Origin of the sequence: Oceanisphaera marina (assembly GCF_014643915.1) — a bacterium.
GTDB classification, from domain to species: Bacteria; Pseudomonadota; Gammaproteobacteria; order Enterobacterales; family Aeromonadaceae; genus Oceanimonas; species Oceanimonas marina.
Map to the genome: position 1 here is coordinate 16,642 of NZ_BMKE01000023.1, position 13,566 is coordinate 30,207.

Consider the following 13,566-nt stretch of genomic DNA (forward strand, 5'->3'; position numbering starts at 1 on the left):
TTTATGACGGTTCTAGTACAGTTGCAGCGCGGCAGTATGGGTTTGTTCGCATCCCCGTTCATGCATCCACTGCTTTGTCAGCGTGACCTGTTGCGCAGTAATGGCACTCACGTTCAGTTTTTTTATTTTCTGCTCCAGTTCCAGTTCAAATTGCTGCCCAACCGTGACCAGCAGCGCCTCGCCGCCCGCAACCTGGAGTAGTGCCGACGCTTTGCCTGCGTGATGATGGCCCCCGATAAAGGTCGCACGCAACGATAATGCCGGCAACACAGCCCCCCAGAGCCGCGTGGATATATCCTGATCACAATCCGCTGCCAGCGACGATGGAGCCCGGGATATATCTGGCGAGACCAGAACGCCGTTTTCAACGGGGATGAACGGACTGCGCTGCAGACTGGCTTGATACGGCAACGGTCGATAGGGAACCCGCGGCGCTAACGACTCGGGCGCAGTGCCAGGCCTGGCCGTGACCTCGGCGATATAGTCTTCAATCGGCTCGCGCTTGTCACAAGCCATCATCAGATTCAACGCTATCAGTAGCGGCCCAAAACGAACAAGGAACAGCAAACGGCGTAAGCTCATGGCTCTGTGAATACCTCCTCTGTCTGATAGACGTAGGTTTTGGCTAACAACTCCATATTCAGCCCCTGTGATGTTGCCAAAGTATCGGGAAGAGCAAGCTCGACACTATCAATAATCACAATATCCGGCAGCGCCGAGAGCTGAGCGATAAAGTGGCCAAGTTGATGATAGGTTCCCTGCGCCTGGATACGCATCGGCAACTCGGTGGCAAAGGCTAACGGCTGCTCCGTCTGCCATTGAAAACCTGCCAGCTTCAATTGGTTACGCTCTGCCAATGCGCTGATGTCATTAAGTATTCGTGCCGTCTCTCGTTTGCTGGGCAAGTGCGTTAACAGTGTTTGCAGCTGCTGATGCAATTGCTCAGTCTGGTAATGATAGGCAGGGAGGTTGGCCGCCATTCGAGCTTTTTGCATGAGGGTACGTTTTAGTTCCCCCTCTTGCTGCTGGCTTTGCTGCCACCGAGACCAGTCATCGACCAGAAACACATATCCCCCGGCCAGACACAAGATTCCCGACACCAAAACAAACAGTATGCTTTTGGCCGCAGCAGGCCATTGCTCGACCTGTTCGAATTCCAGTTCATGAAAAGACCAGCTCATGGCTTCCCCTCTTCCCGTTGTAACCGAGCAGGCGTTAGCAGCCCTGCCCTCTCGCGCAAGGTTAATTGCAATGAAAACTGGCTTGTCGGCGGCAAGCTCGGATCAGTGACCGCCATTGCCTGCAGTTGCGGTTGCATCAGCCAGCCACTGTGCTCTATTTGTTGCACCATGAGCGCCAGTGATTCGTAGGCCGTCGCCTGCCCCTTGATATTCAGGTTTTGCTCTGCCAGATGAAGATGATGTAAATACACATCGGAGGGGACCCAGGCAGGTAGCTGATTGAATAACTTCACGATCAGGGGCCGTCTGTGCTGAACCTCTTCAATCAAGTTTATCCTGGCCTGCAGGTGACTCCGTTGTCGGCGAACACGTTCGATGCTGAGCAAGGTTTGGTCTAGCTGGGCGCTGGCCTGCTTTAACTGCAGGTTACGTTGTTGCTGGGTGTGATATTGCAGCTTGATAAAGCCATGTATGCCTGTGATGACCAACAGGGTGAGGCCGCAAATCAGGCCCACTTGACGAATAAACCGCTTCTTTTGTGTGGCCTGGAGGTGTTCGCGCCAAGGCAGCAGGTTTATATTGGACATGGTGAAAAACTCCGCAAGGCCAGCCCCAGCGCCGTACCGTAAACGGCTGCGTCTGGATAATCACCGGAATTGCCCCCGAATACTGCACTGAAATCAGGCTGAAGCACTGTCATGTTTAATGTGTCGCTCAAAATAGGCACCAACTCCGGCAGCTGGCTGCCGCCGCCACAAACACACAGCAGTGCCGGAGCCGGATGCCCGGAGCTGCTGCAAAAAAGCTGCAGATTGCTTTGTATATGACGAGCGATACGGTGAATATGCTCCGAGTGACCGGCCACCGTCGATAGCGGGTCAATAACCAGGTGCTGCAAACGGGTATGAATGACTTCGTTATCTGCCATCACCATAAAAGTGAGGCCCTGGGCACCGATGTCGACTACCGCCAACAGATGAGGAGCGTCCGGCGGTGACGCTATGGTCACAAGGTGAGGCTGGGCAACCAGCAAAGCGGATATCGCCCTCGCCAGGGCATGACTGCCGATATCAACCACCCGGGTTTGCCACCCCGCCTGCTGCAAGGCATCGACCCGTGAATTGATATTGTCGGTACGGGCGGCACTGAGCAGCACCTTGTTTCGTTCCGGGTGCTGCTCGCTGGGACCCAGCACTTCAAAATCCAGGCTGATTTCATCCAAAGGAAAAGGAAGGTGCTGTGCCGCCTCCTGATCGATATGAAGCGCTAATACATCTGCCGTCAACGAGGCGGGGACCTGGATGATTTTGCTGGTCACACTGCTACCGGTAACGGCAGTAGCTACATTGTGATAGCTGCAATCCAGCAAGCGACGCAGCTGTTTCAACGCCGAGACCACGGGCGGTATATCTTGCAACTGGTGATCAAGGATACTGCCTGCAGGGGTGGCAACGCTGGCCATGGCGGCCAGTCGACAAGCATGAGGAAGCCCGGTTAATGCCAGCGCCTTGATGCTGTGACTGCCAAAATCAACACCTATCATACAGTGGGCATGACTGCGCCTTTTAAAGCTCAACATACGCATCCGTGTTTATTGTGATGAGTCTTGATGAGAATAGACCCTTTACAACAAACTGGGGCCGAAGCCGTCGTTTAAAAATAAAGCGCTCGAATTACGGTCTGGACACAGGATATACTTGCCCTTCATTCAGTAAAAAATGATTTTGGGTTAACGCTTCATGCTTAAATGGCTAATTCGTCTATTTCTATTCGGTCTGTTTCTGGCCATCAGCGGCGTTGTAGCCGTGTTTGTGCTGTACCAGCAGGTAAAACCCGAGCTACCCGATGTGTCCGAACTTAAAGACATTCGTCTGGAAACACCGATGCGGGTATTTAGCCAGGATGGCGAACTGATCTCGCAATATGGCGAGCAACGCCGTACTCCGCTTGCGGTTTCACAAATGCCTCCCATGTTGATTGATGCTTTTCTGGCTACCGAAGATGCCCGGTTTTACGAGCATCCCGGCATAGATCCTATCGGCATTAGCCGCGCTGCCATTGTCTGGTTTACCACAGGCGAAAAACGCCAGGGGGCCAGTACCATTACTCAACAGGTAGCCAGAAATTTCTTCTTGACCCGCGAGAAAACCATTATCCGCAAGATCAAGGAAATATTCATTGCCCTGCATATTGAATCCTTGCTCACTAAAGATGAAATCTTGTCCCTGTATCTTAACAAGATCCCACTGGGCCACCGCTCCCATGGCGTAGGCGCGGCGGCACAGGTGTATTACGGCAAGGAAGTCAAAGACCTGACCCTGGCAGAAATGGCGATGATTGCCGGTCTGCCGCAAGGTCCTTCAGTGCTTAACCCCATCAGCAATCCAAAACGCGCCGCCGAACGCCGAGCCGTGGTATTGGGTCGTATGCTGGAGACCGGCAAAATCAGTCGCGATCAATACAAGCACGCCATGGCAGAGCCGGTGGCCGCCCGCTATCACGGGGCAGAAATCACCCTGAGCGCGCCCTACCTGGCAGAAATGGCGCACCAGTTTGCACTGACCATGTTTGGTGACGAGGCTTATACCAAAGGGTTGAAGGTCTACACCACGGTACAGTCTGACGAACAGCAAGCCGCCAATGCCGCTCTGGTTGATGGCTTGCTGGCCTATGACTTGCGCCATGGCTATCGTGGCCCGGCAGACCAGTTGTGGAAGGACGGCTCCCCCTGGGGCCAGCAACAAATTGAAGAACACCTGGCTCAGCAACCCAGCTATTGGCCGCTGGAGCCGGCCGTGGTGACGAGCGTGGCCGAGCGCAGTGCCTCCCTGATCATCAAAGGCGTGGGCGAAGTGCAGCTTGAATGGGACGGGCTCAAGTGGGCACGCCGTTATATTGCGGATAACCGTCAGGGTAATGCCCTGCGCAAGGCCTCCGAAGCCGTAAGTCCGGGCGACCAAATTTGGGTTCGCCCTCAGGGCGAGCAGTGGATGCTGGCACAAGTGCCCGAAATCAACGGCGCCCTGGTAGCCCTGGATCCCGACAATGGTGCCGTAACGGCTCTGGTGGGCGGCTTCAATTTCAGTCTTAACAAGTTCAACCGTGTGCAGCAGGCCCAGCGACAGATGGGATCCAACATCAAGCCCTTTATCTATTCTGCGGCACTGGACAATGGCTTTACGCTGGCCAGCATGGTGAATGATGCGCCCATCAATCACTGGGATGCCGGTAGCGGCAGTAGCTGGAAACCCCGCAACTCACCCAATGTGTATGATGGCCCGATTCGGGTACGCGAAGCGTTAGCGCGTTCCAAAAACGTGGTGTCTATTCGATTGCTGCGCGATACCGGCATTCCCATTGCCATGCAGCGACTCAATGACCTGGGATTTGATACCCATGATATTCCGGCAACCGACAGCCTGGCACTGGGCTCGCCTTCTGCCACCCCACTGCAGATGGCAACCGGCTATGCGGCCTTTGCCAATGGTGGCAAAAAAGTCACGCCTTTTGTGGTACAGCGCATAGAAGACAGCAACGGGATGATATTGTATGAAGCCAATCCCGAGATCACCCCTGTGCTCAGCGAAGAAACCTCTTTTTTAATCAGCCAGGCCTTGAACTCGGCGATCTGGGGCGGCACCAGCAATGGTCGCCGCTGGAATGGGACTGGCTGGCGAGCGGGCCGTGCGCTGAACCGGCGCGATATCGCCGGCAAGACCGGTACCACCAACGATTCTCGTGACGCCTGGTTTTCTGGTTTTAACCCGAACCGAGTGGCAACCGCCTGGGTAGGGTTTGATGATTTTGGCCGGCCTTTGGGTCGCACCGCGTACAACCCCAACCTGGGTCGCAATCAGGTGGCCGGCGGCGAGTTTGGTGGTAGCACGGCCCTGCCCATCTGGTCTGATTACATGAAAGTGGCGCTGCAGGATTTTCCCGAGCAAAGACGCCCCTTGCCCGAAAATTTAACCACTACCACTATTGATACCAGCAGCGGCCTGCTTAGCCGCGGCAAGGGCATGACGGAATACTTTGTTAAAGGCACCGAGCCCAAGCGCTATACCTCGCCCAGCACGCAACAACAATTTGGCGGCGTAAGTGTGACCGATGAGCTGTTTTAAAGAACGTGAGGCGTGAATTGTAAAGGGTGAAGCGTAACACACCAATATTTGCAGATGTGGTTGTTACTCTTCACGCTTTACTCCCACTGTTACAAATTACTAACCGTTTAACGCTGACCGCTCATGGTTATATTTTTGATCACCTTCGCCATTTCGTTGAAGCAAGGCCGGCGCACCGAATGTGTCCGGTGCAACAGCGTGATGGCGCGGCTGGGCTCGGGATCAACTACCTGGATATAACTCACACCCGCGTCTTTTTGATGCGGGGAGACGGCAAGCTTTGGCATCAAGGTTAATCCAGAGCCTGCCGCAACCATGTTACGCAGGGTTTCCAGACTGGTGGCCTTGAAATGCTGATCTTCACCAATTCCCGCGGCAAAACAAAATCCCATGGCCTGATCTCTCAGGCAATGGCCATCTTCCAGCATTAACAGCTTTTCTCCTTTTAACTCGCTCAAGGTCACCTGCTTGCGCCTTGCCCAGGCATGATCACTGGGCAGGGCCAGTATCATGGGCTCGTTGTAGAGCGGTAAAGAACCAAAACCCTCCATTTCATCCAGCTGGGCCAGGATCAGACAATCCAGCTCTCCATCTGCCAACTGTTTTAGCAGAGTATGGGTTTGTGCCTCGTATAAATAAAGCTGCAGCTCGGGAAAATGCTGCTTGAGCAGCGGAATAATGTGCGGCAACAGATAAGGGCCCACCGTTGGGATCAAGCCAATATGCAGCTCGCCCGACATGGGCTCGGTAAAGGTGCGGGCAATATCACGTAGTTCTTTGGTTTCGGCCAAGATACGTTTTGCCTGTGCGGTAATGGCATTGCCCGCGGGTGTAAACAAGACAGAGCGTGAAGTGCGCTCTATCAGCAACACCCCCAACTCTTCTTCCAGCTTTCGTACCTGACCACTGAGCGTGGGCTGACTGACAAAACATTTTTCTGCCGCCTTGCGAAAGTGCCGCTCTTGAGAAAGCGCCACCAAATACTCCAAATCCCGTAAATTCACATGAATTCCTTAATCAATACGATGGGACAAGAGATAAACCGTCAGGTGTTACATCCGAATCTACCGGTGTGGGCCACTTCACGTTCTCTCTTTCCCCTCACTGTCTGGCTGAATCAGTCCCCTACTCCGCATTCCATGCAGTGATCTTCAATGGCCGCGCCTAATTCTAACTGGGCGTTAAGATCACGCAATGCGGTTCTCAGGCCTTCTTCCACTACCGGGTGATAAAATGGCATGGTCAACATTTGGGCCACCGTCATTTCACTTTGATGGGCCCAGGCCAGCAAATGAGCTAGATGCTCCGCTTCTGGCGCTATCATTTCCGCTCCCAGAAAACGCCCGGTCACCGGCTCACCATAGACACGCAACAAGCCTTGATTACGGCGCATAACCCGGCTTCGGCCCTGATCTTCAAAGCTCACCTGGCCGATGGCAAAACATACTCTGAATTCAGGATCCTGCTTAGACCGCTGCTGTAACTCCCGATAGCTGTCACCCACCATGGCAATTTGCGGCCCGGTAAATACGATAGATAAGGTGCTGTGCATGAGTCCGGGTTTGATGTCGGGAAAGCGGGCAGCATTCTCACCGGCGATTCGCCCCTGATCGTGCGCTTCATGCAACAGAGGCAACTGGTTGCTGGCATCGCCGGCTACAAAGATATGCCCCAGACTACTTTGCAGGGTGGCCTCATCCACTAGCGGCACCCCCTTGTCATTGGTGTTGATGTTCAGCCTCTCCAGCCCGAGTTGGTCAACATTGGGCCGACGACCGGTCGCGGCAATCACGTAATCCACCAGAATACGCTGGGTCACCCCTTCGCCATCGAGAAAATCAATTTCTACCTGATCGGCATTTCGCTCCATGCGTTGTACGTTGGCGTCGGCATCCAAAAAGAATTCCTGCTCGAACAGCTGTCTGGCATAGACCATAACCTCAGGATCGCTAAAGGGTCCAAGCTTGCCTCCTCTGCCAAACATCCAGACCTTGACGCCCAGTCGATGCAAGGCCTGTCCCAGTTCCAACCCGATAACTCCGGGGCCAAACAAGGCTACCGACTTGGGCAGATCATCCCAGCTGAATACGTCATCATTGATCACCAGTCGGTCACCCAGCTTTTGCCAATCGTCAGGAACATTGGCTCGCGAGCCGGTGGCAATCACAATGGTATCGGCTTTAATTTCAGTATGATCATCAACCAGCAAGGTGTGTTCATCTTTAAAGCGCGCATAACCGGTGATCCTGCTCGCGTCGGGTATGGTGTCGATAGATTCTATAACCAGGCTGACAAAACGGTCGCGCTCGGCTTTAAGTCGTTTCATCACCGCCTTGCCATCTATGGTCAGTCCGGCTGGGGTTATACCAAAGCCGGGAGCCTGGCGCACCTGATGTGCACTGTCGGCGGCGGCAATCAATAACTTGGACGGCATGCACCCTACCCGGGCGCAGGTCGTCCCCAGGGGACCTACTTCAATCAGCACCACCTTCTTGTCTTGCTTGCTGGCGGTGTGCCACGCCGCCAATCCTGCGGTGCCACTGCCGATAATGGCCACATCGGTTTCTATTTGTTTGCGCATAGCTCCCCCATGAAGTTGTTTCTATCGCTCTACGGTAGACCAAAAAGACCCTTCCGACAGCAAGAACACATCACGAAACAGTTCAGACGCTGAAAAGCATATAAAAACACAACGCCGGCATGGGCCGGCGCTGTGTGATGAACAAGGGCAAAGACAGTGGTAATTATGCCAAATATTCGGCCAGCTCTTCGCTACCACCAATGTGACGACCATCGATGAAGATCTGAGGCACGGTACTGCGACCCGATACCGCTTTCAGGGTTTTGCTGGTTGCGCCCAAGCCTAATACCACCTCTTCGAAGCCCATGTTTTTATCCTGCAACATTTGCTTGGCGCGAACACAGAAAGGACAACCCGGCTTGCTGAACACGGTAATGGCCGATGGTTTGGCCGCTTGCGGATTGATATAGGCCAGCATGGTATCGGCGTCTGACACTTCAAAGGGGTCACCGGGCTTGTTGGGCTCGATAAACATCTTGTCGATAATGCCGTCTTTTACCAGCATGGAATAACGCCATGAGCGTTTGCCAAAGCCCAGGTCTTGTTTGTCGACCAGCATCCCCATGCCATCGGTGAATTCGCCATTACCGTCAGGCAGTACATGGATGTGTTCGGCTTCCTGATCGGCGAGCCAGGCGTTCATCACAAAAGTGTCGTTAACGCTTAAACACACGATATCGTCCACACCATTTTCGGCCAATACCGGGGCCAGTTCGTTATAACGTGGCAAGTGGGTAGAAGAACAGGTGGGGGTAAAGGCACCCGGCAGCGAAAAGACCACTACGGTTTTACCTTTAAAGATCTCGTCTGTGCCGATATCGACCCACTGCTCACCCTGACGGGTTCTGAAAGTAACCTGAGGAACAGCCTGGCCAGTTTTATCTTGTAACATAAAGTAATCCCTTGTTGAGTGCTCTGTTTTAATAGACTCAGTATGCCCCGACTCGTTCTGTTAGTTAAGCCGTTTACATCTATCATATTGATAGCTTTAACCTATCACAACCACCAAACAAAAATCACAGTTCCCATATTTTCCTGGCATATGAAATATCGGAGTAAAAATATCGCCCTGCGATATTGCACAGCGGTCGCAGTGCCTACAAATGGTGTTATTTGTAATTTTGCGCAATAAACCAAAACCGAGCTCCTGACGTTCGTCAGGAGCTCGGCAGAGGAACAGCATCTCAATATCAAACGATTGATTATGAGCTTTACGCTGGACGCTTGGCGCGATGCGCTAGATGTAACAAAACTCGGGAACCTTGGCCATGGCGGCTTCGACCACCTCCGGGCCCGCGCCGGCTTTATGGGCGTTTTCACTTAAATGACGACGCCAGGCACGGGCACCGGGCAGGCCCTGAAAAATACCCAGAGTATGACGAGTTACATTACCCAGATACGAGCCCTGACTGAGTTGCTGCTCGATATAAGGCAGCAGCAGACGGATCACATCATGTCGACTCGGTACCGGATGCTGATCACCAAACAGTTCTGCATCCACCGCGGCCAGCATATAGGGGTTTTGATAGGCCTCGCGCCCCACCATAACGCCATCGAGTTGGCTCAGATGCAGCCTGGCATCGTCCAGGGTTTTAATGCCGCCGTTTACGGCTATGGTCAACTGCGGATAATCACGCTTGAGCTGATAAACACGCTCATAATCCAGCGGCGGAATTTCGCGATTTTCTTTTGGGCTTAACCCCTTGAGCCAGGCCTTGCGGGCATGCACGATTAACGCGTCGACTCCCACCTCAACCAGACCGTTGATTAACGTGCAGAGAAACTCATAACTGTCTTGCTCATCAATTCCAATACGGGTTTTCACCGTTACCGGAATCGACACCGCCGCTTTCATGGCCGCGATGCTGTCCGCTACTCGCTGCGGTTCGGCCATCAAGCAGGCGCCAAACATGCCGTTTTGCACTCTGTCCGACGGACAACCGACGTTGAGATTGATTTCATTGTAACCGCGTTGCTCGGCCAGCACCGCGCAGGCAGCCAGCGCCTGAGGATCACTGCCCCCCAGCTGCAACACCAATGGCTGCTCTTGCTCGCTAAAGCCCAGATAATCACCCTTACCGTACAAAATAGCGCCCGTCGTCACCATTTCGGTATATAGCTGAGCATGACGGCTCATCAACCGATGAAAATAACGGCAATGGCGGTCAGTCCAATCGAGCATGGGGGCGACAGAAAAGCGGGCACTGGGGTAATGATTCATATAAACGAAGACTTTTTGAACACAAGGATGGGCATTATACCCAAGCAGGCTCACACACCCAAGCTTGTTTAGATGACGCTAAATACGGCTGTGATAAGATGCACCCAGTAACCACCAAGGGTCATCGTCGTTTATGTCTGTTCAACACCTGCTTGAGCGTGCCGATTTGCTGTGCAAACAGCGCGGTGTGCGTTTTACTCCTACTCGCCGTAATGTATTTACGCTGATTGCCGGATATCAGGGTGCGGTAAGCGCTTACGATCTGCTGGACAGGCTAAAGGAGCTGGAACCCAATGCCAAGCCACCGACGGTTTACCGGGCTTTGGATTTTTTGCTGGCTCAGGGTTTTATACACAAGGTAGAGTCGTTAAACGCCTTTTTATTTTGCGAGCATTTTGACGAGCATCATCCCATGCAGCTGTTGATCTGCAACCAATGTGGCCTGGTCATTGAACTGCATGATGAGGCCATCAACAATGCCTTTGAACGCCAGGCGCAGCAGAATGGGTTTGTGATCACCAATCAGTCGATTGAAGCCCATGGCCGCTGCCGACAGTGCGAAAGCGCTGCGCCTCGGTAACGGTATTGTATTGCACTACAACGCCGCTGCCGACATATGGCACGAATGCAGTCGCGTGCTTCAGCCGCGAAATCCTGCGCAGCAGGATCGGGGGCACAAAATAAAAGACACAGCCCCCTTATGCAACACTGCGCGCAGCGCTAGTCGACATATTCCAATCGTGGCCGTGCCGTTAAGCGGGTCACCAGCTCATAGGCGATGGTGCCCACGTGGCGAGCCACCTCTTCTGCCGCCAGGCCGTCTCCCCATAACACCACTTCATCGCCCACCTGCTCGGTGGCATCCGGCCCCAAATCCACGGTTGCCATGTCCATGGCGACCCGCCCCACCAAAGGCACGCGGCGGCCATTAACCAGCACGGGTGTGCCAGGCGGAGCCATACGCGGATAACCGTCACCATAGCCCACGGCAATCACGCCGATACGGGTATCTCTCGGGCTTATCCAGGAGCCTGCGTAACCCACGGGCTCGCCAGCTTTGTGCTCGCGCACCGCAATCAGGCTACTGGTAAAATTCATGGCCGGGCGAAGACCAAAGTCACTCCCTTGCTGATCGCCAAAGGGAGTAATGCCATACAACATGATACCGGGACGAATATAATCCCCATGGGCTTCGGGAAAGGCGATAACGCCGGCAGAATTACACAAGGCAGTATGTTTGACCTTGCCGGTGGTGGCCTGCTGAAAACGGCGAATGGCCGCCAGCGTAACGTCCCGTTGCTCGGGCTCGTCGGCGCGGGCAAAATGCGTCAGGGCATTCACCGGCTGTACCACCTGCGATATCTCGCTTAAGCGGGCAAAGACTTGCTCGGCCTGCTCCGGGCTAAAGCCGATACGATGCATGCCCGAGTCTATTTTCATCCAGATGGTCACCGGAGCCGGCAATGGTGTGTTCTCGAGCATCGCCAACTGAGCAAACTCGTGAATACAAAGATGGAAATTGTTTAATGCGGCAAATTCAAGCTGGGCGGCATTCAGAAAGCCCGAGAGCAGCAAAATGGGCTGACCAATACCGCCAGCACGCAGCTTTTGTGCTTCTTCAAAACGAGCTACGGCAAACATGTCTGCCGTGTCTTTAAGTGCTGCGGCCACCGCAAGATCACCGTGTCCGTATGCATTTGCTTTAACGACTGCGATGGCCCTGGCCGACGGTGCCAACCGTTTAGCCTGCTGCAAGTTATGCTGCACGGCGGCCAGACTGATGCGAGCAATTGCCCCATGTGCATCCATCTTTGCTCCTTAATATTCATCATCAAATGCGGGGCCGGCGTAGTTGTCGAAGCGGGAAAATTGCCCCTGAAACGTCAGCCGCACCCTGCCTATAGGTCCGTTTCGTTGCTTGCCTATGATGATTTCGGCGATGCCTTTTTCGGGGCTGTCGTCGTGATAAACCTCGTCTCGATAGATAAACATAATCAAGTCGGCATCTTGCTCGATAGAGCCTGATTCACGCAGATCCGAGTTAACAGGACGTTTGTCGGCTCGCTGCTCCAGACTTCGGTTAAGCTGAGACAATGCCACTACCGGCACTTCCAGCTCTTTGGCCAACGACTTGAGCGAGCGAGAAATTTCGGCAATTTCCAGCGTTCGGTTATCTGACAGGCTAGGCACCGTCATCAACTGCAGATAATCAATCATGATCATGCTGATGCCACCGTGCTCCCGTGCAATACGCCGCGCGCGGGCACGAACCTCGGTCGGCGTCAGGCCGGAGGAGTCATCAATATACAACTGACCTTTTTCCAGCAACATGCCCATGGTTGAAGACAATCGGGCCCAATCTTCATCATCCAGCTGCCCGGTACGAATGCGGGTTTGGTCGATTCGTCCCAGAGAAGCAAGCATCCGCATAATAATCTGCTCAGATGGCATTTCCAAGGAGAATATTAGCACTGGCTTGTCACTTGTTAGTGCAGCGTGCTCGCAAAGGTTCATTGCAAAAGTCGTTTTACCCATAGAAGGTCGTGCTGCCACTATAATCAGGTCCGAAGACTGGAAGCCCGCAGTTTTTTTATCCAGATCCGAGTAACCTGAAGAGACTCCGGTTATGCCTTGATGCGGATTTTTATATAAATCTTCTATGCGATCTATGGTCTTTTCGAGCAATACCCTCAGGGGTTGCGGGCCTTCATTGGCGTTGGTTCGGCTTTCGGCAATCTTGAAGACCTTGGTTTCTGCCAGGTCGATCAGATCACCGGCATTGCGCCCCTGGGGATCAAAACCCGACTCGGCGATGTCATTGGCTACCGCGATCATTTCCCTGACCAGGGCGCGCTCGCGAACGATGTCGGCATAGGCGCCAATGTTGGCGGCACTGGGGGTGTTTTTGGCAATTTCTACCAAATAGGAAAAACCGCCTACCGTGTCCAGTGCTTCATGACGCTCCAGCTCTTCTTGCACCGTAATCAGGTCGATCGGATTGTTGAGCTGTGCCAGTCGCTGCATAGCCTGAAAGATCAACCTATGTGGCCGGCTGTAAAAATCGGGTTCAGCCACTTTTTCCGCCACCCGGTCCCAGGCGTTGTTATCCAGCAGCAAACCACCCAACACAGATTGCTCCGCTTCAAAGGAATGAGGTGGCATTTTCAGCTGGGCCACAGCCTGATCAACCTTGGTAACGGTTTTTTCGCTCATCGGGGGTTCTCTCTGGTTTAGCAAACAACAATTGCCTGAAGGTACTCGGGGCTTATCAGTGTACCTTAAGCATAAGAGGGCATTGTACATGCGATAGCCCGCTCACACATCTGGATCTGAGATCTCCAAGCACTCTAAAAATCAGCCGAAGGCAGGACTCGGCACGGCAATACTGCCTATTTCTTCATCGTCTGTTGACATAAAATGTCCCTGCTTTAGGATGTGCTAGTCTGTCATCCAAGGAAGCTA

At 53.5% G+C, this 13,566-nt stretch carries 12 protein-coding genes; 2 read left to right on the forward strand and 10 right to left on the reverse strand.

What is annotated here, in order from left to right:
• Positions 1-12: 12 nt before the first annotated feature.
• The 4 genes from IEW52_RS12820 to pilM are packed head-to-tail and all read right to left on the reverse strand — an operon-like array spanning position 13 to position 2,760.
• A complete protein-coding gene (locus IEW52_RS12820; protein WP_188630477.1) occupies positions 13-582 on the reverse strand; it encodes a hypothetical protein in 570 nt (189 codons plus the stop codon).
• On the reverse strand, positions 579-1,181 hold the full coding sequence (locus tag IEW52_RS12825) for a type IV pilus inner membrane component PilO (protein ID WP_188630478.1): 603 nt from the start codon (positions 1,179-1,181) through the stop codon (positions 579-581). The genes IEW52_RS12820 and IEW52_RS12825 overlap by 4 nt, the downstream gene beginning before the upstream one ends.
• Positions 1,178-1,768 carry a PilN domain-containing protein gene (locus IEW52_RS12830; RefSeq protein WP_188630479.1) on the reverse strand — a complete coding sequence of 197 codons (591 nt, stop codon included), beginning with the start codon at positions 1,766-1,768 and terminating at the stop codon, positions 1,178-1,180. Before IEW52_RS12830 ends, IEW52_RS12825 begins: the two co-directional genes overlap by 4 nt.
• A complete protein-coding gene (pilM, locus tag IEW52_RS12835; protein WP_188630480.1) occupies positions 1,756-2,760 on the reverse strand; it encodes a type IV pilus biogenesis protein PilM in 1,005 nt (334 codons plus the stop codon). The genes IEW52_RS12830 and pilM overlap by 13 nt, the downstream gene beginning before the upstream one ends.
• Positions 2,761-2,920: 160 nt before the next feature.
• Between pilM and IEW52_RS12840 the strand changes: the two genes are divergently transcribed.
• Complete coding sequence (locus IEW52_RS12840; RefSeq protein WP_188630481.1) at positions 2,921-5,302, forward strand: penicillin-binding protein 1A; 2,382 nt, start codon at positions 2,921-2,923, stop codon at positions 5,300-5,302.
• Between the two features lie 107 nt (positions 5,303-5,409).
• Here the strand turns inward: IEW52_RS12840 and oxyR are convergent, their stop codons facing one another.
• The 4 genes from oxyR to dusA form a co-directional block, all read right to left on the reverse strand.
• Positions 5,410-6,306, reverse strand: a complete 897-nt coding sequence (gene oxyR / locus IEW52_RS12845) for a DNA-binding transcriptional regulator OxyR (RefSeq protein ID WP_188630482.1) — start codon at positions 6,304-6,306, stop codon at positions 5,410-5,412.
• Positions 6,307-6,419: 113 nt separating this feature from the next.
• The gene (locus IEW52_RS12850) at positions 6,420-7,883 is read right to left on the reverse strand and encodes a dihydrolipoyl dehydrogenase (protein ID WP_188630483.1); all 1,464 of its coding nucleotides are present in this window, start codon (positions 7,881-7,883) and stop codon (positions 6,420-6,422) included.
• 163 nt (positions 7,884-8,046) lie between these two features.
• A complete protein-coding gene (locus IEW52_RS12855) occupies positions 8,047-8,775 on the reverse strand; it encodes a glutathione peroxidase (RefSeq protein WP_188630484.1) in 729 nt (242 codons plus the stop codon).
• Positions 8,776-9,120: 345 nt separating this feature from the next.
• Positions 9,121-10,104, reverse strand: a complete 984-nt coding sequence (dusA, locus tag IEW52_RS12860) for a tRNA dihydrouridine(20/20a) synthase DusA (protein WP_188630485.1) — start codon at positions 10,102-10,104, stop codon at positions 9,121-9,123.
• A gap of 133 nt (positions 10,105-10,237) precedes the next feature.
• Between dusA and zur the strand changes: the two genes are divergently transcribed.
• Positions 10,238-10,684 carry a zinc uptake transcriptional repressor Zur gene (gene zur, locus IEW52_RS12865; protein ID WP_188630486.1) on the forward strand — a complete coding sequence of 149 codons (447 nt, stop codon included), beginning with the start codon at positions 10,238-10,240 and terminating at the stop codon, positions 10,682-10,684.
• A 140-nt stretch (positions 10,685-10,824) separates the two neighbouring features.
• On the opposite strand, the gene alr is transcribed toward zur, so the two are convergent.
• Positions 10,825-11,913: an alanine racemase gene (gene alr, locus IEW52_RS12870; RefSeq protein WP_188630487.1), complete on the reverse strand. Its 1,089-nt coding sequence runs from the start codon at positions 11,911-11,913 to the stop codon at positions 10,825-10,827.
• Between the two features lie 9 nt (positions 11,914-11,922).
• The gene (dnaB, locus tag IEW52_RS12875) at positions 11,923-13,317 is read right to left on the reverse strand and encodes a replicative DNA helicase (protein WP_188630488.1); all 1,395 of its coding nucleotides are present in this window, start codon (positions 13,315-13,317) and stop codon (positions 11,923-11,925) included.
• Positions 13,318-13,566 lie beyond the last annotated feature (249 nt).

What these genes read in the sequence shown, in the direction of transcription:
- IEW52_RS12855 (WP_188630484.1), bottom strand. Translation starts at nt 8,775, where the DNA reads ATGTTACAAGATAAAACTGGCCAGGCTGTTCCTCAGGTTACTTTCAGA.
- IEW52_RS12840 (WP_188630481.1), top strand. Translation starts at nt 2,921, where the DNA reads ATGCTTAAATGGCTAATTCGTCTATTTCTATTCGGTCTGTTTCTGGCC.
- pilM (WP_188630480.1), bottom strand. Translation starts at nt 2,760, where the DNA reads ATGTTGAGCTTTAAAAGGCGCAGTCATGCCCACTGTATGATAGGTGTT.
- dusA (WP_188630485.1), bottom strand. Translation starts at nt 10,104, where the DNA reads ATGAATCATTACCCCAGTGCCCGCTTTTCTGTCGCCCCCATGCTCGAT.
- IEW52_RS12850 (WP_188630483.1), bottom strand. Translation starts at nt 7,883, where the DNA reads ATGCGCAAACAAATAGAAACCGATGTGGCCATTATCGGCAGTGGCACC.
- zur (WP_188630486.1), top strand. Translation starts at nt 10,238, where the DNA reads ATGTCTGTTCAACACCTGCTTGAGCGTGCCGATTTGCTGTGCAAACAG.
- dnaB (WP_188630488.1), bottom strand. Translation starts at nt 13,317, where the DNA reads ATGAGCGAAAAAACCGTTACCAAGGTTGATCAGGCTGTGGCCCAGCTG.
- IEW52_RS12820 (WP_188630477.1), bottom strand. Translation starts at nt 582, where the DNA reads ATGAGCTTACGCCGTTTGCTGTTCCTTGTTCGTTTTGGGCCGCTACTG.
- IEW52_RS12825 (WP_188630478.1), bottom strand. Translation starts at nt 1,181, where the DNA reads ATGAGCTGGTCTTTTCATGAACTGGAATTCGAACAGGTCGAGCAATGG.
- IEW52_RS12830 (WP_188630479.1), bottom strand. Translation starts at nt 1,768, where the DNA reads ATGTCCAATATAAACCTGCTGCCTTGGCGCGAACACCTCCAGGCCACA.
- alr (WP_188630487.1), bottom strand. Translation starts at nt 11,913, where the DNA reads ATGGATGCACATGGGGCAATTGCTCGCATCAGTCTGGCCGCCGTGCAG.